This is a genomic window from Sphingomonas sp. Leaf242, from assembly GCF_001422045.1.
Taxonomy (GTDB): domain Bacteria; phylum Pseudomonadota; class Alphaproteobacteria; order Sphingomonadales; family Sphingomonadaceae; genus Sphingomonas.
In genome coordinates, this window is the sequence record NZ_LMLW01000007.1 from 337,628 (window position 1) to 361,753 (window position 24,126).

The window sequence follows — 24,126 nt, forward strand, 5'->3', positions numbered from 1 at the left end:
TCAACGTCGTCGATAATACCGGGCCGGCGGACCGGCCCAGTAGTAAGTCAGCTCTTTTTGCGCGCGCGCTTGGGGCTCGCGGCGGCTTCGACGTCCTCGGCTTCGTCGGGCGAATCCTCGCCGGCTTCGGTCAGCGCCTCGCCGAGCGCCTTCAGCTTGTCCTGCGACTTGTCGGCCTTGTCGGCGATCTTGGTCGTCGCCGTACCGAGACGGTGCAGCAGTGCGTGGATGCGATCCGCATCGGGCTCGCCCTTCTCAAGCTGCTTGCGCAGCGCGGCAAGGTCCCGCAAGATTCCCTTGGCGCCTGGCGTGTCGATCTCGGCGAGCGCGGACTCCCAGTCCTCCACCATGTCGGCACCCTTGGTCGGCTTGGTGGCGTCGAGTCCGCGATTGATCGCGTTCATCGTTCCTGCAAATTTAACAGCCATGTTTCGCTCTCCGCAGCCATGATTTGGCATATTGAAAACGAAGCGGATCCGCGAATATGTCCGTGTAATCACAGCAACCTTGATCAACATCGGCGGATTTTTATGTGATCAGAGCCTGATCGATTGCTGACCGTAGGTAAGAACATTTGCCGCCGTCGACGTCGCGTCCTTGATCCGGCCCGAGAGCATTTTTACTTCGTTTGCCACCACCGCAAAGCTCTTGCCGCGTTCGCCGGCACGCGCGGCCTCGATCGAGGCGTTGAGCGCGAGCATCGACGTCTGCCGCGTGACCGCACCAATGTCGTCGACGATCTCCGCCAACTTCGACAAGGTGTCTTCGTGAGCCTTGCGGCGCGTTTCCGCCTCCTGACGGAATTGTTGCGCGCGTGCCGATTCTGTCTGCTCCGCTTGACGCATCGCAGTCACGTCGGTCGCCCATTTGACGATCTTCACCACGCTACCGTGCTGATCGAAGATCGGATTGTAGGTTGCCTGCAAATGGACGTCGGCGCCGCCTTTGGTCCGTCGGCGATATTCGCGTTGGACGAACCGTCCAGCACGGAGGTTGGCCCACAAATCCACATAATCCTGGGACGCTCGGTCTTCCGGCGAGCATAACATGCTGTGATGACGCCCCGCCAGTTCGGTCATGGTGTAGCCCATGAGCGTCAGGAGGTTGCGGTTCGCGGTCACGATCGTCCCGTCGATCGTCATCTCGAGCCAGCATTGCGACCGGTCGATCGCCTCCAGCTTGCTGCGATGTTCGGCGCTGTCGGCGAGCTCCTGGTCGGCCCTTTGCAGCGAGGCGCCATTCAACAGGACCGAGGTCTCGAGCGCATAGAGTGTATAGAGCGAATGCGTCAGCCGGGTCAGCGTCGCCGGCTCGCCCGTCAGCGCCGCCGACAGACGGGCATGACGCGCGTGATAGCTGCGAAGCAGACCGGCGGAGAAGGCGATCTCCGTCGCCCGGTCCATGCTGCTCGCCCGACCACGGCGTACCATCTTGCCGATCAGCTTCTGGTTCAGGCCGCCGGTGAATTTGAGTTCGGTGTAGTCGATGTCGCGACGAACGAGGTCGTCGATCCGGACCTGCTGCAGATGATACGGCGTGGCGTCACCGGCGAACGGCCGCCAGAACCGGCGCACGTCCTCATCGACGCCGTCCTTGATGACCGTCCAGATTTCACGCAGATCGCTTTCGAGGGTTCCGTCCGGATCGAAGGCCAGACGGAGGTCCCGAACGTCGTCCTCATTGAAATTTGAAGTCTTGGTGATCGTCATCTCGGCCTAGTTTCGCGGCGCCTGCGTCGCACGATACAGTCAAAATGGTGTTAACCAACACACAAATAGAGCCTTTTTGGGAACGGGCGGTTTCTCGTCGTTGCGCCGCAAGCTAACCGTCGGAGATCATCGACGGGCAGCCCCACTGGGTGACTTGGGTCTGTCACGATATCGTCGCGGAACTGTCGCAGGTGACCGGTAGGCGATCCCCAATTGGGCCGGGGACGATTGCAGATGAACGGGATTTCGAAAGCTGCGCTGGCAGCGAGCGCGTCGCTGTGCGCGATCCTGACGGGACCGCTCCAAGCGCAGACTGCCCCGGTCGCGCCCCCGGCCCCCAAGCAGGACACTGCCCCCGACGACATCGTCGTGACCGGCACCCGAGCCGGAGAACGCAAGGCGATCGAGGAAAAGCGGACCGCGAACAATTTCGTCGAGGCGGTTTTCGCGAACGATGTCGGCAAGCTGCCCGATCAGAACGTCGCCGAAGCGGTCCGCCGGCTGCCGGGCGTGTCGGTCGCCAACGATCAGGGCGAGGGGCGTTACGTCATCGTCCGCGGGATCAACCCGGATCTCGTCAACGTCACGTTGAACGGCATGACCTTGCCCGCGCCCGAGCCCGAGGGTCGGCAGGTCAAGCTCGACGACATTCCCTCGGCGCTCATCAGCGCGGTGGTCGTCACCAAGTCGCTGACCGCGGATCAGGATGCCAACGCGATCGGTGGGTCGGTCGATGTCCGGACGCTGTCGGCGTTCGATCGGAACAAGCCGTATTTCGCGGATGCCCGCGCGGGCTATGGCTGGTCGCGGCTCAACGGCAAGCATCCGTATGAGGGCGACATCCAGGTCGGCGGGCTGTTTGGCCCGGATCGCCAGTTCGGCGCGGTCCTGTCGGTCAACTATTCGAAGCGGCCGATCGAATCCGAAAACTTCCAGGGCTCGACCAACTGGCGCGTGCCGGTGGCGGCTAACGGGTTCGTCGTGCCCGACCAATACGGTCTGCGCGATTACAACCTGACGCGGACGCGCAAGGGCGCGGTGCTCAATCTCGACTGGCGACCGAGCGACACGACCAAGTTTTTCCTGCGCGGAACGTATTCGGCGTTCGACGACAACGAAACCCGCGACCAGTTCATCATCGACAACGAGTCCGCTTTCTCCAACCAGACCGCCACCACCGGCCGGTTCCGCGGACGTGGCAGCGTCCGCGTCCGGCGGCGGGAGGAGAAGGATAACACCAAGTCGGCGCAGGGCGGGGGCGAGTTCGATTTGGGGCCCGGCCATCTCTCGCTGACGGGGGGCTATGCACGCGCGGAGAAGCGCGACCCGCTCCGGTCTGAATATAATTTCCGAACCGGCGGCACCGCGCTGACGGTCGATTACGATGTCGCCGACACGCCCTACAATTTCGTGCCGACGACGACGCTGGCACAGTCCGCCTATGCGCTCAACAGCGTCAACTACGACCAGCGCCTCGCCGTCGAGAAACTGGCGCAGGGCCGGATCGACTATGCCATTCCAGTGGGGATCGGGTCCGAATCGGTCGTCAAGATCGGCGCGAAATATCTCGACCGGCACAAGACCAACAACCGCGACTACGTCACCTATGGGCTTGCCAGCGGGCGGACGTTCACGCTCGCCAACGTCTCGTATCTCGGCGACACCAGCTTCTACGGGAGCGACTACAGCTTCGGCCCGCGGATCGATTACGCCGCCGCGCAAGCGTACCTCGCCGCCAATCCGGGCACCGTCACGCTCAACACCGCGGGGTCGATCGCCAACAGCCTGGCGAACGATTACGACGTGAAGGAGCGGATCATCGCCGGTTACGCGATGGCGACGCTGAAGTTCGACAAGCTGACGCTCGTGCCCGGCGTCCGCGTGGAACAGACCCGCGATCGTAGCCAGGCCAAGCTGATCACCGCCACCTCGTCGCTGACCTCGGGCTATAACAGCTTCGGATCGAAGCAATATACCGATGTGTTTCCCGGTCTCAACGCGCGCTACGACCTGACCGACGCGCTGGTCGTACGCGGCGCGGTGACGACCGCAATCGGCCGGCCGAACTATGCGCAGCTCGCGCCGTATGTCTCGGTCGATCAGACGACGTCGCCCAACTCGGTTGCGCAAGGCAATCCGAACCTGAAGCCGTACAAGGCGCTCAATTTCGACGGCGCGGTCGAATATTACCTGCCGGGGCAGGGGCTTATCTCGCTCGGCGGCTTCTACAAGAAACTCGATGATCCGATCTATGCGCAGTCGCTGCTCGGCCAGACCGGCAGTTTCGCCGGGCAGGCGCTGACCAACGCGACCATCTCGACGCCGCTCAACATCGACAAGGCCAATGTCTACGGTATCGAGGCCAATCTGCAGACGCGCTTCACCTTCCTGCCGTCGCCGCTCGACGGGTTCGGCGTGGCGGCGAACTACACGCGGATCTGGGGCAACGGCAACGGCACGATCCTCGGCACGCCGTCGCGGACCGGCGATATCCCGCTGTTCCAGCAATCGAAGCACGTCGGCACCGCGCAAATCTTCTACGAGAAATATGGGTTCGCCGTGCGCGCCGCCTATTCCTATCGCTCCGCCTATCTCGATACGCTCGGGCAGACCGCCGCGCTCGACCAATATACCGACAATAACGGCCAGCTCGACGTCAACGCAAGTTATCAAGTCTCGCCGGAACTCACCTTCTTCGCCAGCGCGACGAACCTGACCGATGCGCCGTGGCGTCGCTATATCGGCAGCAAGGCGCTACTGGTCGAGCGCGAGCGCTACGACATGTCGGTCCGCTGGGGCGCGCAACTCCACTTCTAGGATTCTGCCATGCGATCGATCCTTTCCGCCGCCGCGGCGATCCTGCTGGCCTCGACTGGATCTGCTGCCTCCGCGCAGGCCGCGGTGCCGGCCGGGCTGCACGTCGACCGGGTCGTGATGCTGATGCGCCACGGCGTCCGTCCGCCGACCAAATCGCCGCCGATGCCCGCAGGCACGGCGGCCGAGGCGTGGCCCGAATGGACGGTCAAGCCGGGCTATCTGACGCCGCACGGTGCCGATGCGCTCCGCCTGCTGGCGGCTGCCGATCGCGCCGCCTTCCTTGCCGAAGGTGTCCTGCCACGGACCGGATGCGGGACGATGCGGATCATCGCCGACAGCGATCAGCGGACGATCGCGACTGCCCAAACTTGGGGCGCCGCGCTCGCGCCCGGATGCACGCTCGATATCGCGCATCGCCCACAAGATGTCGGCGATCCCGTGTTCTCGCCGATCGACGAAGGCGCGGTGCCGTTCGATGCGGTGCAGGCGCGCGCCGCGGTGCTCGACGACATCGGCCCCGCCGGTATCGTGGGGGAGGAGCGTCGCCTGCGGCCCGTGTTGTCGCGGATCGATGCGATCCTGTGCGGCGCGGCGAAATCGGCGTGCGGCGTCACCCGCGAGCCGTCGACGCTAGCGCCGCTCAAGTCCGGCGCGCGGCCGAAGCTCGCCGGGGCGCTCGACCGCGCATCGACCGTCGCGCAGATCCTGTTGCTCGAATATGCGGACGGCAAGCCGATGCGCGAGGTCGGCTGGGGGCGTGCCACCGCCGCCGATATCGGCCGCGCGTCGGAACTGCATGCGGTCGAATTCCGCCTGGTCGCCAGACCGCAATATGTTGCGGCGCGGGGGTTGTCGGGGATCGGCGCCTTGATGCGCCAGGCGATCAGCGATCCGCGCAAGGATGCGCCGGCGATCACGATGCTGTCGGGTCATGACACCAACATCGCCAATCTGGGTGGTCTGCTCGACCTGCACTGGCGCGTGCCGGGGCTGGCCACGGACGATCCTTCGCCGGGCGGCGCGATCGTGCTCGAACGGCTCGCCGATCAACAGGGAAAGCTCTACGTCCGCGCGGTCTATCGCTCGCAGACGCTCGATCAAATTCGCAACCTCACGCCTTTGGGTAGTGCGGCGAAACCGTATCGCAGCGTGATGCCGATCGTCGGCTGTTCAGCGCGCGGGGTTCGCGGGCTCTGTACGCTGGCGGCCTTCGAGATGCTGATGAACGAGCGGCTGGTCGGGCAGGTCAGGTAAGGCGGGCGGGATCGGAACGGCGCGAAATCCTGTTGGCCCTTCCCCCTTCGGTTCAGGCATGGAGGAAGAGTGGCGGGCGCCATTGATGATCCGCTGGACCAGCTAATCGCCATCCCGCCGCATAGATCTTGCGCCGCAACGCAACATCGGTTTACGGACCCGACACTCCAGATCCGCGAGCGCGCTTGCGGACCAGCGGATTGGCGTCTACGGGCCGCTTGAATGTTACACTACAACATCACACGTAAGCACTGACCGTGACGGCGGGCGGATGCGAGAGCGGGCAGCGGCCTGAGGGTATGCTGCTTCGGCAGGCGAACACCCGCGCGTTCCGCATCGCCATGCTCGTCGTGGCGCTGTTCGCGATCCTCGTCCAGGGTCTCGTCGTCCAGGCGCATACGCATGTGCACCGGAACATGGCGCCGATCGTCCACGCCGCCGGGGCCGAAGCCGTCGCCGGTGCAGCCGATGACGGCTCGACGCAACAGGACGAGTCGGATTGCCCGTTGTGCTGGGAGTTGGCGCACGCCGACGCCTTCCTTCTGCCCGAAGACACTGTTTTTCTTCCCCCCGCGACCAGCAAGATCTGGCTCGCCGCGCTGTTGCAATCGGTATCCGTCCGCAACGTGCGCTCGCACGCCTGGCGTAGCCGCGCGCCACCGCTCCCCCTCCAAGCCTGACACTATTTTCGCGGGTGCGGCGTCGACGAACGCCGGTCCGTACTGCGTCGGCGTCGCGTAAGCGCGATCCGTCGCTCTAAGTTCTTGGAGCTCTTCAAAAATGCGACATCTTCTTCTGCTGGGCGTGGCCACGGCTGCGCCTTTCGCCCTGCTCGTTCCCGCCAGCGTGTCGGCACAGACCGCGTCCGCCGACACGACCGCCGCACCACAGGCCGATACCCCGGTCCCGCCTGCCGCTGCGACTCCTGCTCCGGCTGCCGGCGGCGATATCGTCGTGACCGCGCGGCGGCTCGATGCCGCGCGCGATGCGATCCTCCCCTCGCTGGGATCGAGCGACTATACGCTCGATCGCGCGCTTCTCGAGCGCCAGCCGGGCGGCCTCAATCGTAGCCTGGCGCAGGTCCTCCTCCAGGCGCCGGGCGTGACGCTCGACAGCTACGGCGCGATCCACGTCCGCAACGAGCACGCCAATCTCCAATACCGGCTGAACGGCGTGATCGTGCCGGAGAGCATCTCGGGCTTCGGATCGACGTTCGATCCGCACATCGCCAAGTCGATCGACCTGCTGACCGGCACGCTGCCCGCGCAATACGGCTATCGGACGTCGGGCGTGATCGATCTGAAGACCGAGAACGGCGCGTTCGAGAATGGCGGCGATCTCGGCTTCTACGGCGGCAGCCGCGGTACGGTCCAGCCGACCGCCAGCGTCCACGGATCGAGCGGCGGGCTCAATTATTTCGCGTCGGGCAGCTATCTTGAAAACGATCTCGGCGTCGAGAACCCGACCGCCTCGCGCGATGCAATCCACGATCATACGCGCCAGTATCGCGGGTTCGGCTATGTGTCCGACATCCTGTCCGAAACGAGCCGGCTGACCGCGTTCGGCGGCACGTCGATCGGGTATTTCCAGATCCCGAATAATCCGGGGCAGGCGCCGGCGTATACGCTCAACGGCCAGTCGACGTACGACTCCGCCAAGCTCGACCAGAACCAGCGCGAGATCACGCATTACGGCGTGTTGGCCTATCAATATGCCGGCGATGCGTTCAATTTCCAGATCGCGCCGTTCATCCGCTATTCGCAGACCCGGTTCACGCCCGATCCGCAGGGTGGCGACCTGATCCTCGCGGGCGTCGCCGACACGTCGCGCTTGTCGAGCCTGACCGCGGGAGTGCAGGCAGACGGCAGCTACAAGCTGTCCGACAGCCATACCCTGCGCTTCGGCCTGTTCTTCCAGAACGAGCGAACGCGATCGAACGTCACTTCGCGGGTCTTCACGGTCGACGATTCCGGAGCCCAGACGTCGGACGTACCGCTGACGATCAACGATCGCGGCGGCCGGACCGGGCAGCTCTACGGCGTGTATCTGCAGGACGAATGGTCACTGACCCCGACGCTGACGCTCAACTATGGCGCGCGGTTCGACGCGGTCCGCGCCTATTCCGACGAGCAGCAACTGAGCCCGCGCGCCAATCTGGTGTGGAAGGCGGACAGCAGCACCGTGTTCCATATCGGTTATGCGCGTAACTTCACGCCACCGCCGCAGGAACTGATCGCATCGCCGACGCTGGCGCTGTTTACCGGTACGACCAAGGCTACCGCGATCACGACGGCGGACCCGGTGCGCGCCGAACGGGAGCATTATTTCGACGGCGGGGTCCAGCACACCTTCGGCTCGGCGTTCAAGCTCGGGGTCGACGCCTATTACAAGATCAAGCGCAACCTGCTCGACGAGGGCCAGTTCGGGCCGTCGCTGGTGCTGTCGCCGTTCAACTACGCCAAGGGCTATGCGTGGGGGACCGAGGTCACGGCGAGCTACACCAAGGGGCCGCTCGACCTGTATGCCAACGTCGCGCGCGGGCAGGAGAAGGGGAGGAACATCGTCTCCAGCCAGTATTTCTTCCAGCCCGACGAAATCGCCTACATCGCCAACCACTACATCTTCACCGACCATTCGCAGCGCTGGACCGGCTCGGCGGGTGGCAGCGTGTCGATCCAGGATGGCCTCGGCAAGCTCGTCCCGTCGGTGACGATGCTCTACGGCGACGGCCTGCGCGCGGACGACCCGGCCGGGATCGTGCCCAATGGCGGCAAGCTGCCGTCGTATTTCACGGCAGATTTCGGCATCACGCAGAACATCGACGGGCCGGGCGTGCTGAAGGGCGTCGCGATCAGCTTCAACGTCACCAACATCGCCGACAAGACCTATCTGCTGCGCGACGGATCGGGCGTCGGGGTCGGTGCCCCGCAATATGGCGCGCGACGTGGATTCTTCGGAGGCATTCGCAAGAGCTTCTGAGACCTGCGGCGACACGGTTCCATCGTGGACCGTGTCGCCGACCTAGCGCTCGACGACCGGGGTTCGACGAACCCCGGTCGTCGAGCGACCATCACCGCAACGAAACTATCGACGTCGCACGTCATGAACTGGCGACGGCGGCACGATCGACACCGGCCGCGTTGACCGCGTACCGGTCAGCCGTCGGCGTCTTTCGGCAAGCCTGGTCGATCGAAAATCATCGCGAAACTCAGCCCTTTGCCGCAGTGTCCGGGCGAGATTTCGAATACGCCGCGGTGCGCGCGTGCGACCCTATCGACGATCGAAAGGCCGATGCCGGAGCCTTCCGCGCGAGCGCCATCGGCGCGCCAAAACCGGTCCTTCAACCGCTCGAGATGCTCGGGCGGCACGCCGTCGCCGTCATCCGATACGTACAGACACCGATCCGGTCCGACGCACACTGTGATGGTCGTGCCAACCGGCGTGTGGCGCGCGGCGTTGTCGACGAGGTTCTCGAGCGCGAGCGTGACCGCGCCGGGATAGCCGAACATGCGGGTCGTACTCCCCGTCCAGCGATCGTCGAGCGCGATGCTGCGGCCGCCGGCGATGATCGCGGGGGCGCGGTCGGTAAGGACGGCGATGGCCAACGCGGCCAGATCGAGCGGTTCGCCGCTGTCCTCGATCGGCCGCTCGAGATCGGCCAGCGCGAGAAGCTGGCCGACGACCCGCGCAGCCCGATCGACCGAGCCGAGGATGCCGGCTCTGATCGTATCGTCGTCGATCGCATCGGCCCGCAGCCTGATGACCGCCAGCGGCGTGCGAAGCTCGTGCGCGACGTCCGCTGCGAACGCGGTCTGTGCCTTGAAGCCGTGTTCGAGGCGATCGAGCGCCTCGTTTGTCGCGGCGGCGAGCGGTTCGACTTCGGACGGCAGCGTCCCCCGCGGCAACCGCGTCCCCAAGGTTCGCGGACCGATCGCCGCGGCGGTGGCCGATACCGCTTCCATGCGTCGGGTCAGGCGTCGGGTCAGCAGTGCGCCGATCAACGGCACCAGCGCGGCGATCGGCAGCACCAGGAGCGCAAAGCGTTTGAGGAAGGCGCTGACGATATCGTCGGTAATGACCTCGGGCGCCGCGCCGTCCTGAGACGCGACGATCCAGCGACCCCCGGCGATCGGCACGCTGTACGCCTCGATCGCGCCGCGGCGGAAGAAATGCGCGCCGTGGTCGATCGGTACCGCCGCGATGATCCGCGGACGGGCGGGCCCCTTGGCCATGATGACCGTGCGATGGCGGTCGATGAGCGCGACCGCCATGCCGTCGGTCAAGGCATCGCTGCGCAGGGCGGTCGACGCGGGCAGCGCGCTCGCGACAGTCGCGGCCTGCTGGCGGAGCAGCCGCCGCTGGTAATGGTCGGCGGTGCTGTGGAGCAGCATCGCGACACCGAGCGACAGGGCGATCGTCGCCACCAGCGCGGTGACGACGTGGAGCGCGATGAACTGGCCCAGGAGCGAGCGGGGCAACGATCGAGGCAGGCGCAGGCTCATGGCTTGGCGACGATGATGTAGCCGACGCCGCGCACCGTCTCGATCAGCGTGCCGCTCGCGGCCTCGTCGAGCTTTTTCCGTAGCCGGTGGACGTAAACCTCGACCGCATTCGAGCCGAGGTCTCCGCCAAGCCCGAACAGATGATCCTCGGCGATCCGCTTGGGCACGACGTTGCCTGCGCGTCGCAGCAGCAGTTCGAGCAACTCGGTCTCGCGCACCGATAGCGCGATCGTTGCGCCTTCGACATGCGCGACACGGATTTCGAGATCGAACGTCAGCCGTCCGCACGTCAGCGACCGGCCCAGATACCCACCCTGGCGACGCAGCACTGCGAGCAGACGGGCGTGCAATTCGTCGACGTCGAACGGCTTGACCAGATAGTCGTCGGCGCCTTCGTTCAGACCGCGGATTCGTGCGTCGATCGTGCCGCGGGCGGTGAGGATCAACACCGGGCGGGTATCGCCCCGCGCGCGCATCCGGTGGAGGAGCGCCAGTCCATCCTCGTCCGGCAGGCCAAGATCGAGCAGGATCGCGGCATAGTCGGCTTGTTGCAGATAGGCGTCGGCTTCGTCGGCGCTGCGGGCCAGATCGACCGAAAGGCCGCGCGGAGCCAGCGCCGCGGTCAGGGCATCGGCGAGCGCGCGGTCGTCCTCGATCAGCAATATCCGCATCGATCTCCCCCTGTCCGGTGCCCATGTCGCGCCTGTTTCGGTGCAGTGCAGCATCCGTAAGCGCGCTGTAAGCCAGCGACGCTACCGGCTCCAGTCTAATCCCCAAGGGGCTGATTATGCACGCATCGACGACACCCGAAACGCTCCCCCCGACACGCTCGCTGTCCCGTTCCGCGCAGATGCGCTGGCTCGGTATCGCGGCCGGCTTGATCGTCGGGCTGGTGTTGATCGTCGTGCTGATCGGCAAGCTCACGCATCACGAGCCTGCGCCTGCGCCGGTGTCGCCTGCCGGTACGTTCCGACCGACCCGGGACCAAATGGCCGGGCTGACGACGATGCGCGTCGGCTATGGTGCGTCCGATGCGCGGACGTTGGCGAGCGGCGCGATCACCGTCGACGGCGACCGCAGCACGCCGGTGCTGATGCCCTATTCGGGGCAGGTGGTGCGCGTGCTCGCGGATGCGGGGCAGCGCGTGACGCAAGGCCAGCCGCTGCTCCTGGTGAAGACGAGCGATTTCGTCGATGCGCGCAGCGGGCTGTTCGCGGCGCGCGCCGCTGCACAGAACGCGCAGGCGCAACTTGCCACTGCGGAGCGTACTGCGGACCGCCAGCGGCAGATCTACGAGACGGCGGGCGGCGCGCTGAAGGATTATCAGCAGGCGAAGACCGATCTCGCCGCCGCGCAGGCGACCGCACGCACGGCCGCCGCGTCGCTCGGTGCCGCTCGCGACAAGCTGTCGATCCTCGGCAAGTCGCAGGGTGAGATCTCGCGGCTGGAGAATGTCGGCGAAGTCTCGGGCATCCACGACGTAACCACGCTGCACGCGCCGATCTCCGGTCTGATCGCGTCGCGCGACGTATCGGCGGGGCAGTATCTGTCGCAGGGCGGCGACAAGCCGGTGATGACGATCACCGATCCGTCGCGCGTCTGGCTGATCGCCCAGCTCGCCGAGGGCGATGCGAGCGCTGTGCATCTCGGCGACAGCGTTACGGTGACGACGCCCGCGCTGCCGGGGCGCAGCTTCCATGCGACGATCGACCTAGTCGGCGCCGCGCTCGATCCGCAGAGCCACCGCCTGCCGGTGCGTGCTACCATCGCCAACCCGGACGGGGCGCTGAAGCCGCAGATGTTCGCAAGCTTCTCGATCCAGCGCCCGCACAGCGGCGACGCGTTGCTGGTGCCTGCGGCGGCCGTGATCCACGAAGGCGACGATGCGCGCGTGTGGGTGGTCCGGCCGGACGGTTTGCTGGTCGCGCGGAAAGTGACCGCGGGCGAGGAGCAGGACGGCAAGGTGACGATCACCGCGGGGCTCAAGTCCGGTGAGCGGATCGTCACCGCGGGTGCGCTGTTCGTCAACGAAGCCGGTCTCGGCGAATGAACCGGATCGTCGAATTCGCGCTGCGTCAGCGGCTGCTGATCGTCGGCATCTTCGTCGCCATGCTGGTGGCGGGGGGCGTCGGCTTCTACAATCTCAACATCGAAGCGTATCCCGATCCGGTCCCGCCGATGGTCGAGATCATCACCCAGACCCAAGGCCTGTCGGCCGAGGAGATGGAGCGCAACGTCACCATCCCGATCGAGGTCGGCATGGCGGGCATCCCGCATCTGACCGCGATCCGCGCGATCTCGCTGTTCGGGCTGTCGGACATCAAGATCCAGTTCAGCTACGACCTGACCAACGATCAGGCCAAGCAACAGGTCATCAACCGCCTGTCGCAGCTGCCGCCGCTCCAGGGTGGCGCACAGCCGACATTGTCCCCGACCAGCCCGGTCGGCGAGATCTTCCGCTACAAGATCACCGCGCCGAAGGGGTATTCGGTGATGGACCTCAAGACGTTGCAGGACTGGGTGCTTCAGCGCCGGTTCAAGCGGATTCCGGGCGTAATCGACGTCACCGGCTGGGGCGGCAAGCTGCGCACCTACGACGTGGTGATCGACAATGATCGCCTCGCCGCGCACAACGTGACGGTGTCGCAGGTGCTGGCGGCGCTCGCCAAGAGCGACGGCAATGTCGGCGGCCAGACGATCAACTTCGGTGCGCAGGCGGCGATCGTCCGCGGCATCGGCCTGATCCAGTCGGTCGGCGGAATCGAGAACGTGCTCGTCGGCACCGGCGGCGGCCAGCCAGTGTTGCTCAAGGACGTGGCGCACGTCCGCATCGGCAACGCGCCACGGCTCGGCATCGCCGGCTACAACGACCAGGACGACATCGTCCAGGGCATCGTCCTGATGCAGCGTGGCGCGCAGTCGATGCCGACGATCCTCGCGGTACAGAAGGAAGTGTCCGACATCAACGCGTCGGGAATCCTGCCGCCAGGCGTGCATCTCGACCGGATCTACGATCGCTCCGACCTGATCCACCTGACGATCCACACCGTGCTGGAGAACATGGTGGTCGGCATCCTGCTGATCTTCGCACTCCAGTGGATATTCCTCGGCAATCTGCGCAGCGCGATCATCGTCTCGGCGACGATCCCGTTCGCGCTCGCCTTCGCGATCCTGATCCTCGTGTTGCAGGGGGAAAGCGCGAACCTGCTCTCGGTCGGCGCGCTCGATTTCGGGCTCGTGGTCGATGCCTGCGTGATCATGGTCGAGAACATCTTCCGCCACATGGTCGAGCGGTCCGCGCATGTCGAAAGCGGGAAGGGGCATTATACGCTCGCCAACCGCTTCTCGGCGGTGCTCGGCGCCAGCTCCGAGGTCAGCCGCGGGATCTTCTTCGCCGCCGCGATCATCATCGCGAGCTTCCTTCCGCTGTTCACGCTGACCGGCGTCGAGGGCCACATCTTCGGGCCGATGGCGAAGACCTATGCCTATGCGATCACCGGCGGCCTGATCGCGACCTTCACGGTCGCGCCGGTGCTGGCGACGATGCTGCTGCCCGACAAATTGTCGGAGGTCGAGACGTGGATCGTCGGCAAGCTGCGCCGCGTCTACGAACCGGCCGCGGCATTCGCGCTCGGCAACCGGGTCGTCGCGATCGGTGGCGCGCTGCTGCTGATGGCGGTCGCTCTGGTGGGCGTGCGCTCGCTCGGGATCGAGTTCCTGCCGCATCTCGAAGAGGGCAACATGTATATCCGCGCGACGCTGCCCGCGTCGGTCAGCCTCGAGGCGGGGCAGCCGGTGGTCAACGGCGTCCGCCGCATCCTGATGCAATATCCCGAGGTGCAGGCAGTCCTGTCCGCGCATGGCCGCCCCGACGACGGGACCGACTCCACCGGGTTCTTCAATGCCGAGTTCTTCGTGCCACTGAAGCCGTTCGACACATGGCCGAGCGGCGTAACCAAGGAAACGCTGACCGAGGAACTGTCGAAGCGGCTTAGCGCCAAATATCCGGGCGTCGACTTCTCGTTCTCGCAGATCATCGAGGATAACGTCGAGGAGGCGGCATCGGGCGTGAAGGGCGCGAACTCGATCAAGCTGTTCGGCCCCGACCTGACCACGCTCGAGAAATATGCCAACCAGATCAAGGCGCAGATGGGCAAGGTCCGCGGGATCGAGGACCTTGGCGTGTTCCAGTCGCTCGGCCAGCCGACGGTGCGGATCGACGTCGATCGTGCGCGTGCCTCGCGCTACGGGCTGACCCCCGACGACATCAACGCGACCGTCGCCGCGGCGATCGGCGGGCAGTCGAACGTCGATTTGTACGAGAAGGGCACCGATCGCCACTTCCCGATCGTCGTACGCCTGAAACCCGAACAGCGCGATACGATCGACGCGATCCGCCGGATCACGATCGGTGCGCCATCGCCCGATGGCGCGGGCACGATCCAGGTGCCGCTGTCGGAGGTCGCCGACGTCAAGCTGACGACGGGTGCCTCGTTCATCTACCGCGAGCATCAGGAGCGCTATATCCCGATCAAGTTCTCGGTCCGCGGTCGCGATCTCGGCGGGGCAGTCGACGAGGCGCATGCGCGGATCAGCCAGACCGTGCACCTGCCACCCGGCTATCACCTCGAATGGGCGGGCGAGCTCGACAACCTCAACAACGCGGTCGCGCGATTGGAAGTGGTGGTGCCGATCAGCCTGCTGGTGATCCTGCTGCTGCTCTATGCGAACTTCGGCTCGATCCGCGACAGCCTGCTGGCGTTCTCGGCGATCCCGATGGCGATGATCGGCGGCGTGCTCGCGCTTGCACTGACCGGGACCGCGTTCAGCATCTCGTCGGCGATCGGCTTCGTCGCGCTGTTCGGGATCGCCGTGATGGACGGCATCCTGGTGGTCACGACCTATAATCACGCCGTCGACGAAGGGTTCGCTCGTGAGAATGCGCTCGCGACCACGGTCCGCCACAGCCTGCGTCCGGTGGTGATGACGTGCTTGGTGGCGGCGATCGGCCTGCTCCCCGCCGCGCTGTCGAGCGGGATCGGCAGCCAGGTGCAGAAGCCGCTCGCGCTGGTCGTGGTCGGGGGGATGACGCTCGCGCCGATCCTGATCCTGCTGGTGCTGCCGGTGCTGATCGCGCGCTTTTCGAAACGCGTGCCGCCCGAGGATCGTGGCGCACACGGGCGCGACGTTGGGCACCATCCCAATACTGACGGCCATACGGAGGCCACGGCATGAAGCGCTTCGCTATTCTCCTGCTTGCGGGCGTCACCAGCGCCTGCACGATGGGCCCGCGCAATCTCGACGCGCATGCCAGCATGCCGCCGACCCTCGCCGCACAGACCTTCGCACCGTCCAGCGGCGCGGCGCAGGCTACTACGCTCGCGGCAGTGCCGGCTGAGTGGTGGCGAACCTTCGGCAGCGCGCAGCTCGACACGCTGGTGAGCGAGGCGCAGGCGCATGCGACCGATATCGCCGTGGCCGAAGCCACGCTCCGCCAGTACCGCGAGCAGGGTTCCGCCACGTCGGGCTCGGCGCTGCCACAGGCCGACGTGAACTATCAGGCGGAGCGCACGCGGATCTCGAACGCGCTGTCGCCCGCGGTCGCGGACCAGAACCAGCAGCTCTACACGCTGCATACCGCGCAGGTGACGGTGAGCTACGCGCCCGACCTGTTCGGCGGTACCCGCTCGAAGATCCGTTCCGCGCGCGCCGCGACCGAGACGCAGCGCCAGCGGCTCGCGGCGGCGAAGACGACGGTCATCGCCAATCTGGTTGAGGCGGTGATCCAGCGCGCCTCGCTCGCCGATCAGATCGCCGCGGCGCAGACCGGGATCGCGGTCAATCGCGACATCCTGCAGACGTTGGTCAGGCGCCAGCAACTCGGCGCCGTCGGTGCCGCCGACGTCTCGACGCAGCAGGCCGCACTGGCGACCGCGGAGGGTGCGCTGCCACCGCTGGTGCGCGCCGAAGCGCATCAGCGTGTGGTGATCGGCACGTTGATCGGACGCTCGGCGGGATCGGACTTGCCGCCGTTGCCGACGCTAGCTTCGTTGACCCTGCCGCGTGACCTGCCGATGGTCGTGCCCTCCGATCTCGTCGCGCGTCGGCCCGACGTGCTGGCGGCACGCGCGCAGCTCGAAGGGGCAGGGGCCGACGTCGGCACCGCGATCGCCGCGCGCCTGCCGGCGATCTCGCTCAGCGGATCGGCGGGCGGGACGTCGGAACGGTTCGGCGACATGTTCAAGAGTGGCAACCCGTTCTGGACTCTGATCGGCGGAATTACGCAGCCGATCTTTCATGCGGGCGCGCTTCGTCATCAACAGCGTGCTGCCGAAGCGGCGCTGGAGGGGGCGAAGGCGCAGTATCGGGCGGCGGTGCTCGATGCGTTCGGCGACGTGTCCGATGCGCTGACCGGGCTGCGGACCGATGCCGATGCGCTCGACTCCGCGACCCGCGCGACCGACGCGTCGGGTCGTGCGCTTGGCTTCGTTCGGCGTCAGCTCGCGCTCGGCGACGTCGGTACGCCCGCCTTGCTCAACGCGACCGCGACCGACGCGCAGGCGCGATCGCAAGCGGTCCAGGCACGTGCGGCGCGGCTCTCCGATACGGTGGCGTTGTTTCAGGCTGCCGGGGGCGGCGTAGTCGGCGGATGATCAGCCTCCCGGCTTTTCGATCCAGATCGTGGCGTGCGGCAGGTCGAGGACGATCCGCTTGCCGGCAAACGCATCCCAGCCGATCCAGCGCCCGCCTCGTTCATCGTCATGGACGGGAAGCGTCAGCGCGCCGTACGTCACGGTACGAACGACGCTCGCCGGTTGACGCGCCGCGTCCGCATGGAACGGGATCGGGCTATCACCCCATGCCGCGCTGTAGCCGTCGGTCGTGAGCGTCAGGCGGAGTGGAACGGAGCGGCTGCCCAGCGCCGCCATATCCGTCTTGCCGACTGTCGCGATCCGACCGCTTGCGAAATCGAGCCGCAGCATCTCGTGCGTCAGCACATCGCGGCCGACGTCCAGCATCGTGCCGTCCGGTGCGACCGCGCCGAACTTCGCCTGCGAGATCGGCCGATACGTCGAGCGCAGCTTGACGTCGATGGTCGGACGCAGCGGGAGCGCGTCGGTCGTCGCGGTCCGCGCGGCGTGATCGGGCATATGCGGTAGACGCTTGGCGAGCGGCTCGGCGATCGTTGTGGTCGCGGCATCGGGATCGAGGACGGCCTTCACGGCGATCGTCCGGACCATCGCGGCGACGTGAAGCCCCGATTGCGTGACCACGATCTGATCGGATTGCAGAGTATGCCAGACGGGCATGGACAACATCCTCGATACGGATGTCGCGACGAGGCGAGGTCTTTCGCCTTCCGAAGAGGATACGCCGCCGGTTGGATCCCGGTTTACCGAGGAGCCAGACGACGACGCGTCGCGACGATGCCCCCCGATGCCGCGATCGTCTTACAAGCGCCTTACGCGGCGCGCGGACGTCCTATCACTCTACCGTAAAAGCGGGCGGATCACGCGGCCGACACGTGATCCGCCGGGTTCTCAGAAGCCCTTCTTCAACGAGATGAACACCTGACGCGGGGTGCCGGCGAGCAGCGTCTGGTTGTCGCCGCTGGCGGTGAAACCGTTCGTGCCGACCGTCGAGATATACTTCTTGTCGGTCAGGTTGGTCACGCTGCCGAGGATCGACACGCCGTGCAGCGCACCCTCGCCCTCGAAGCGGTAGCCGATGCTCGCATCGACCAGCACGCGGCCCGGCACCGACTGATCGTTGAGATAGGTGAAGTAGCGCTTGCTCATGTAATCGGCGCCGACCCGACCGGTGAAGCCGGACTGTTCGACGACGATCTCGCCCTTGAGCATGTGCTCGGGGCTGTCGACCGCCATCTTGCCATCGGTCGCGACGAGGACCGCGCCGCTCGCCGACAGCACGTCGTCGGCGTATTTCGACTTGTTGTACGAGTAGCTGGCGAACAGCGAGACCGGCGTGAAGATGCGATAGTTGACCGCGACCTCGGCGCCATAGGTGTGGACGCTGCCGACGTTGTTCAGCGTCGCCGGATTGCCGATGATCCCGGCGCCGTTGGAGAAGCCGAGCAGGCGGTTCGAGAAGTCGATGTAATAACCGACCGCCGATGCCTGGAACGGGCCTTCGCGGAAACGAAGTCCGCCCTCGGCCGTCTTCGAACGCTCGGGCTTCAATTGGCCGCGGATCGCGTCGAACCCGGCCTGGGTTGTCGAGAACGGACCGGTCGTCGCGGACGAGACATAGGCGCGGACGTTCTCCTTATAGTCCGCGAACAGCTCGGCACCCGGCGTCAGCTTGAACAGGATCCCGGCCTGTGGCTGGAACCAGTCCTTCGCGCTGATCTTGCCGACCGCGAGCGGCGAGGCGGTTGCGGGCAGCATGATCGCGCGGTTGGTGACGTAGAACCCTTTCCAGCCGGCGTTGAGGACCAGGCGGTCGTCGGCAAGGCGGATGGTGTCGCCGACGTGATACTGGATCGTGTCGGTGGTGTATTTGCCGTCCCACTGCGTGGCATACGGATTGCTCTGGAACTGCAGCGTATCGCGGTTCGGCGTGGCGCTGTCAGTCATCCCGTAGAACCGGCGCGCCTGCGTGAAGGTGTTCGTCTCGTACCAGCCGCCCAGTTCGAGCGTATTGGCGCCGTGGACATAGGCGAGGTTGCTGAGCGCACCGCCGCGCTTCATCGCGTATTCGGTGGTGCGGAAGCCGAGCGGGCTGGCTGCGGTGATCGGCGTGCCGTCGGCGTTCGGCGCACCCGCGGGGGTCGGCGAATAGGGCGTGATCCAAGATCCCTGACCCTTGTTGTCGTGATAATAGCCGGTCGTGCTGAGCGTGAGTTCTGGCGTCAGATTGGCGTCGAACGTGACGCCGCCGAGATAATCGCGGCGCAGACCGCCGGCATCGTAATAGGCATCATCGACCGTACCGAAGCCGGCCGGGAAGGTCGTGCCGGCGCCGGCCCAGGGTTGCGTCTTTCCGGCCGCGACGGCCGCCTGGTTCTGTGCGACCTTGGCGATCTGCAGCGCCAACGGGTAGTTGTCGGCGATGTTGTCGTTGCGCAGCCCGCGCCGGCTGATGATGTCGAGGCTGAGATCCTGATAATCCTGCTCGCGGCGGTCCGAGAAGTTCAGGAACGCCGTCAGCGAGCCGAGGCTGCCCAGATCCTTGACGATCTTGCCGTTCGCCTGGTGCTGGCGCTGGACGCCGTCGCCCTTCCACTTGTCGGTCGAGAGAAAGCCGTAGCTCAGATAGCCCTTGAGTCCGCCGCCGAGATCGCCGCTGTCGATCCGGGCGAAGGCGCGGTAGGTGTTGTCCGACCCATAGGTGCCGCCGCCGGTGACGTTCATGACGTCGCGCGGCTTGTCGCTGAAGAACTCGATCGTGCCGCCGAGATTGCTGGTCGAGGCGGTGCCGAGCGCGCCGGCACCCTGTGCCACGTCGGTCCGCGCGACGTTCTCGGAGATGATCGCGCGGCTGATGTGCAGGCCGTTGACGTTGCCGTAGCTCATGTCGCCGAGCGGTACGCCGTCGAGCGTGAAGCCGAGCTGGTTCTGGTTGAAGCCACGCAGCGAGATGCGGACCGCCCATTCATAGGCGCCGAACGGATCGGCGGCCTGGAAATTGACGCCGGGAAGCTTTTCGATCGCCTTGAGCGGGCTCGAACCCGGCGTGAGGCGCGCGATGTCGGCGGCGTTGACGCTCTGGACCTGGCGGCTCTGGCCGAAGCCGAGCACGACGATGTCCCCGCCCGCGCCGTCCGTTTCAGCGGGTGCTGCCGTGGCAGGGGCGCTCGTCGCCAGCGTGGCGGGCGCGTCGGTTACGGTCTGTGCCGAGAGTGGTGCGGCGAACGCACATGCTGCGAGTACACAGGGCGCAGCGCCTGCGAGCAGGCCGGAAAGACGGTTCATGGTGGTTCCCCGAGCCGCTGTACTGCGACTTTGGGTTCGCCATTGCCGCGGGACGTTACGATGCCGCGACGCTTCGATGACGGTTGTGTGTCTGTCGAATTTTTCATGCGCCTGTGAGGGGCGCTTGGCGGTTGACCTTAGCGATCAACCGCGTCGAATAGGAAGGTCGTCACCGATCTCGGCGCCGCCTCTACCGTGCCGCCGCGGGACGCGCCGACACTGACGGCCTGATGGGTCGCATCCGTGACGACGACGTCGTGCAGCGACGCGTGCGGAAGCGCGACGGACAAACGTCGCATGATTGATGCGCCATTCACATGCACGAGCACGATCTTGCGCCCGTCTGGCGACACCGCGCCGACCGTATCCGCATCGTCGACCGGAACCAGACGATAGCCGGGCCGGATGTAGCGGCTGAACGAAGCCATCGCCCAGTATTTGGGCGAGATCCGGATCGGATGCGGCGCGGACGGTGCGGCCGCGAGGTCCATCTTGACGAGGCCCCAGTTCGACCCGGGCTTGCCGTCCTTCGCACTGAGATTTTCGACTGCCTGCCAGAACACCCAGGCCGCGGGCTCCAGTCGTTTGAGATCGCCGACGACATGCTCGGCAAAGGCTAGAGCCGAGGCCATGTCGGTGAAGGATTCGGGGTCCTTGTCGAGCGGAGTGTCGTCCTCGCTCATCCACAACCGGATACCCGACGCGCGGGCGATATCGCGCACCGCGGTCTGGTGGACGGTGCCGTAGCTGTGGACGTTGAGCTGGCCGATCCGGGAGCGGGTCGCGGCTGGATATCCGGCCCAATCGGTCACGAAGAGGTGCGAATTCGTCTCGTCCGGGGCGGCGATCCGGGTCTTCAGCCCTGCCGCCTTCAGCGCGTCGTCGGAGGCATCGATCATCGCCGCCTGGCGCGCAGGCGACCAATGCGCGCCCTCCTGCGTGTTCGCCGCGAACCAATAGTCGGTGTTGGGCTCGTTGACCGGCGACAGCGTGCGGAAGTGGATGTGATGGCGTCGCTCGAGCTCCCCGACGACGCGCGCGAGATACTGGGCGAACGGGCGCTCCTGTCCGGCGCGAAGATTGTCGTCGGTGCCTTTGACTTCGCCGGAGGTTTTACCGCTGACCGTCATGAACCAGGGGGGCGAGTTGGAGAACGCCTCGAAGGTCGGCGACGGCACGCGGCGGCGGATCGCGTCGAGCCACCAGCGCTGGTTGGCATCCGCGGACCAGTTCCACATCGCCGGATCGTCGGCTCGCCACCAGTCGGCCCCGACCGCGCCTGACGGTTGACGCCAGAATCCCGGCACCGCCGCGCCGGTGCGGAGATAGGGCATCGTTGTTGCGGCATTACCGCCGCCGATATTGTACCGTGCGATCGTCCAGCCGAGGCCGTCCTTGCCGTAGAACAGGTCGGCAAGCCGCTCGCGCGTTGCATCGGGATAGCCGCCGGTGACGTTGGCGAACCAGGCGAGCGCGGTGCCCCAGCCTTCGAACACGGTGCCGGGGCGATCGACCGCGGGCCGGATCGTCAGCGCGACGCTGGGCGCGGCGGACGGTGGGGACGATACGGTTTGGGCGGCTAGCGGCGTCGCGACCAGCGCGAGGCCTGCGATCAGGTGGCGGATCATGCCGCGGTCAATCGGTACAGCCCGGCACCGTGGGACGGCAGGCTCCGCGTGATGCGCGTTTTGGCGACGCCCGTATCGGTCCGGGTCCAGAGATCGCGGACCTTGGCGGGACCGGCGATCCCGAGCATCGTGAGATCGACCGAGACGTCGCGTGCTGTCTTGCCGGTATTGAACAGCGCGAGATACGTGCCCGCACCGGCGGTGGGACGCGCCGACCAGACGCGCGTGTCGTCCGCGACGAAATGCGGCTGGTTGTCGCGGCTTGCCTGATTGACCGCGAGCACTTCGGGATTGGTCAGCAACGCCAGCGTCGGCGCGTTGAGATGACGCAGGTCGCCGCCCATGATCAGCGGCGAGCGTGCGATCGACCACAGTGTCATCAGCGTACGCTGTTCGTCGGGCGTGAACTTGGTGTCGCGTTCGCCGAGCGACAGGCGACCGAGCGGTAGCATGTCGGCATCCGGCCAGCCGCCGATCCGCCGGTGTGCGTTCCAGTTCTCTAGCCGGGTGAACTGCGCTTCCAGCATCGGCCAGCTGTCCCAGAAATCGTCGGAAATCCGCCACATCTGCGCATGCCGGGCGACGTGATCGGCGCGCGGCACGGGCGTTTCACCGGGTGACAGGCTGAGTATGATCGGACGGCCGGTCTTGCGGATCGCGGCGGCGGCGGCCTCGATTTCGGGGGCGTGTGCATCATAGGGGCGGCTCATGTCGTCCATCTTGACGAAATCGACGCCCCAGGATGCGAACAGCGCGAACACGCTGTCGTAATAGGCCTGCGCGCCGGGTTTGGTCATGTCGACGCCGTACATGTCGGGGTTCCACGAGCAGGTGCTCGACGTATCGGCGATCGCGCGTGCGGTGGTCTTCGTGCCGAGTATGGGCAGATCGCGCTCGACCGCGAGCCGGGGGATACCGCGCATCAGGTGGACGCCGAACCGCAATCCCAGCGTGTGCACCGTGTCGGCAAGCTTGCGGAACCCCTTGCCGTCGGCACTCGACGGAAACCGGTTTGGGGCGGGGATCAGCCGGCCATAGGCGTCGAGGCTCGGTTTTGGGGCGGCGTTGTACGTGTAGCTCTTGGCCTCGGGCTCGTACCATTGGATGTCGACGGTGAAGATGTCGTAGCCGGACGGGAGCAACGTCCGCGCCATGATCCGCGCGGTCTCGATCGCCTGTGCCTCGGTGATCGTCGTCGCGAAGCTGTTCCAGCTGTTCCAGCCCATCGGCGGGGTCGGCGCGAGCGTCGGCCCTGCGGTCCTGGCGGCGAGGGGGGCTGGAGCAAGCGAAGCAAGGCCCAATCCAGCGCTGCCGGACAGCATCGTGCGGCGCGTAATCGTCATGCTCTCGTCTCCCGTTCGCAGGTCGCGCGCTGTTGGCTGCGATCCTTTTCGTGACTTGTCAGACTAGTGCGTCGATTGGGAAGGTCAACGTGGTCGCGCGTATCTATGGAAGATGACGGCTCAAGGTCGGCGTGAAGCCGGGAACGGCTCTTCAGGCGACTCGCATTGGATCAGCTGCGCAAAGACAATTCGGTATCCGCTTGGGCCTGGGCGATCAGTGCCATCGTTGCAGCACGCGCGCCCGCGGGATCGCTTTCGGCGATGGCGTCGAACAGCGCGCGGTGTTGCGGCATCGAGTCGCTTGGCTTGCGCGTCTGGCGGTGCTTGAAGATCGTCGTCCACCGCACGGCGGCGCCGATACTGCCAGCGAGACTGACCAGCAGTTCGTTTTGCGTCGCCTCTAGGATGACGTGGTGGAAGGTCTGGTCCGCCGCCTGGCCGATCGGGCTGGCGAGACCATGTTCCTGCATCTGCTCCAACGCGTGCCCCATACGCGATACGTGGCGCGAGGTCCGCAGCGCGGCGGCGAACTCGGCCGCGGCGGGTTCGACGATCAGGCGGAGCTGGAACAGGCTGTGGACGAAGCCGACCGCGGGTTCGCCCTCGAACATCCAGGCGAGCACGTCGGGATCGAGCAGATTCCACGAGGCACGCTCGCGGATCCGGGTGCCGGCCTTGGGCTTGCTTTCAAGCAGACCCTTGGCGCTGAGCATCCGCAGCGCCTCGCGGACGAGGCTGCGCGAGACGCCGCGCTGGATCGCGATCTCGTGCTCGCCGGGAAGCACCGACCCGACCGGGTGCACACCGGTGACGATCGCAATGCCGAGTTCGCGCGCCAATTGCGTGTGTGAGGGCCGTCCCCGTGGTGCGTCAACCATGTCCATCCATCCCCGTTACGCTGTGTCGCACGCTTCGTCACGACACAGCCACCGTTGGTA

At 66.1% G+C, this 24,126-nt stretch carries 16 protein-coding genes; 7 read left to right on the top strand and 9 right to left on the bottom strand.

What is annotated here, in order from left to right; translation table 11 throughout:
- Positions 1 to 47: 47 nt before the first annotated feature.
- A complete protein-coding gene (locus ASF09_RS05980) occupies positions 48 to 428 on the bottom strand; it encodes a hypothetical protein (RefSeq protein ID WP_235529678.1) in 381 nt (126 codons plus the stop codon).
- A 108-nt stretch (positions 429 to 536) separates the two neighbouring features.
- Positions 537 to 1,709, bottom strand: a complete 1,173-nt coding sequence (locus ASF09_RS05985) for a methyl-accepting chemotaxis protein (RefSeq protein WP_060525362.1) — start codon at positions 1,707 to 1,709, stop codon at positions 537 to 539.
- Between the two features lie 234 nt (positions 1,710 to 1,943).
- Between ASF09_RS05985 and ASF09_RS05990 the strand changes: the two genes are divergently transcribed.
- The 4 genes from ASF09_RS05990 to ASF09_RS06005 all read left to right on the top strand — a co-directional run bounded on the left by ASF09_RS05990 (position 1,944) and on the right by ASF09_RS06005 (position 8,759).
- Positions 1,944 to 4,526 carry a TonB-dependent receptor gene (locus tag ASF09_RS05990; protein WP_060525363.1) on the top strand — a complete coding sequence of 861 codons (2,583 nt, stop codon included), beginning with the start codon at positions 1,944 to 1,946 and terminating at the stop codon, positions 4,524 to 4,526.
- A gap of 9 nt (positions 4,527 to 4,535) precedes the next feature.
- Positions 4,536 to 5,780 (top strand): histidine-type phosphatase, encoded by a 1,245-nt coding sequence (locus tag ASF09_RS05995; protein WP_060525364.1) that lies wholly within the window; start codon positions 4,536 to 4,538, stop codon positions 5,778 to 5,780.
- Between the two features lie 299 nt (positions 5,781 to 6,079).
- Complete coding sequence (locus ASF09_RS06000) at positions 6,080 to 6,460, top strand: DUF2946 family protein (protein ID WP_060525365.1); 381 nt, start codon at positions 6,080 to 6,082, stop codon at positions 6,458 to 6,460.
- Positions 6,461 to 6,560: 100 nt separating this feature from the next.
- Entirely contained in the window at positions 6,561 to 8,759 is a 2,199-nt protein-coding gene (locus ASF09_RS06005) for a TonB-dependent receptor (RefSeq protein WP_060525366.1), read from the top strand.
- Between the two features lie 176 nt (positions 8,760 to 8,935).
- On the opposite strand, the gene ASF09_RS06010 is transcribed toward ASF09_RS06005, so the two are convergent.
- Together ASF09_RS06010 and ASF09_RS06015 are read right to left on the bottom strand one after the other, a co-directional pair.
- A complete protein-coding gene (locus ASF09_RS06010) occupies positions 8,936 to 10,282 on the bottom strand; it encodes a sensor histidine kinase (protein ID WP_060525367.1) in 1,347 nt (448 codons plus the stop codon).
- Complete coding sequence (locus ASF09_RS06015) at positions 10,279 to 10,953, bottom strand: response regulator (RefSeq protein WP_060525368.1); 675 nt, start codon at positions 10,951 to 10,953, stop codon at positions 10,279 to 10,281. Before ASF09_RS06015 ends, ASF09_RS06010 begins: the two co-directional genes overlap by 4 nt.
- A 116-nt stretch (positions 10,954 to 11,069) precedes the next feature.
- On the opposite strand from ASF09_RS06015, the gene ASF09_RS06020 reads away from it, so the two are divergent.
- The 3 genes from ASF09_RS06020 to ASF09_RS06030 are packed head-to-tail and all read left to right on the top strand — an operon-like array spanning position 11,070 to position 16,935.
- On the top strand, positions 11,070 to 12,332 hold the full coding sequence (locus tag ASF09_RS06020) for an efflux RND transporter periplasmic adaptor subunit (RefSeq protein ID WP_060525369.1): 1,263 nt from the start codon (positions 11,070 to 11,072) through the stop codon (positions 12,330 to 12,332).
- Positions 12,329 to 15,517 (top strand): efflux RND transporter permease subunit, encoded by a 3,189-nt coding sequence (locus ASF09_RS06025; RefSeq protein ID WP_060525370.1) that lies wholly within the window; start codon positions 12,329 to 12,331, stop codon positions 15,515 to 15,517. The genes ASF09_RS06020 and ASF09_RS06025 overlap by 4 nt, the downstream gene beginning before the upstream one ends.
- Positions 15,514 to 16,935 (top strand): efflux transporter outer membrane subunit, encoded by a 1,422-nt coding sequence (locus ASF09_RS06030; protein WP_060525371.1) that lies wholly within the window; start codon positions 15,514 to 15,516, stop codon positions 16,933 to 16,935. The genes ASF09_RS06025 and ASF09_RS06030 overlap by 4 nt, the downstream gene beginning before the upstream one ends.
- Here the strand turns inward: ASF09_RS06030 and ASF09_RS06035 are convergent, their stop codons facing one another.
- The 5 genes from ASF09_RS06035 to ASF09_RS06055 all read right to left on the bottom strand — a co-directional run bounded on the left by ASF09_RS06035 (position 16,936) and on the right by ASF09_RS06055 (position 24,066).
- Complete coding sequence (locus tag ASF09_RS06035; protein WP_060525372.1) at positions 16,936 to 17,592, bottom strand: hypothetical protein; 657 nt, start codon at positions 17,590 to 17,592, stop codon at positions 16,936 to 16,938.
- Between the two features lie 231 nt (positions 17,593 to 17,823).
- Positions 17,824 to 20,217 carry a TonB-dependent receptor gene (locus ASF09_RS06040; RefSeq protein WP_200912533.1) on the bottom strand — a complete coding sequence of 798 codons (2,394 nt, stop codon included), beginning with the start codon at positions 20,215 to 20,217 and terminating at the stop codon, positions 17,824 to 17,826.
- Between the two features lie 137 nt (positions 20,218 to 20,354).
- Positions 20,355 to 21,845 carry a glycoside hydrolase family 30 protein gene (locus ASF09_RS06045; RefSeq protein WP_060525373.1) on the bottom strand — a complete coding sequence of 497 codons (1,491 nt, stop codon included), beginning with the start codon at positions 21,843 to 21,845 and terminating at the stop codon, positions 20,355 to 20,357.
- Positions 21,842 to 23,188 (bottom strand): glycoside hydrolase family 27 protein, encoded by a 1,347-nt coding sequence (locus ASF09_RS06050; protein WP_060525374.1) that lies wholly within the window; start codon positions 23,186 to 23,188, stop codon positions 21,842 to 21,844. The genes ASF09_RS06045 and ASF09_RS06050 overlap by 4 nt, the downstream gene beginning before the upstream one ends.
- Before the next feature lie 170 nt (positions 23,189 to 23,358).
- Positions 23,359 to 24,066, bottom strand: coding sequence for a FadR/GntR family transcriptional regulator (locus tag ASF09_RS06055; protein ID WP_056050470.1), 708 nt, complete (start codon positions 24,064 to 24,066; stop codon positions 23,359 to 23,361).
- Between the last annotated feature and the right edge of the window lie 60 nt (positions 24,067 to 24,126).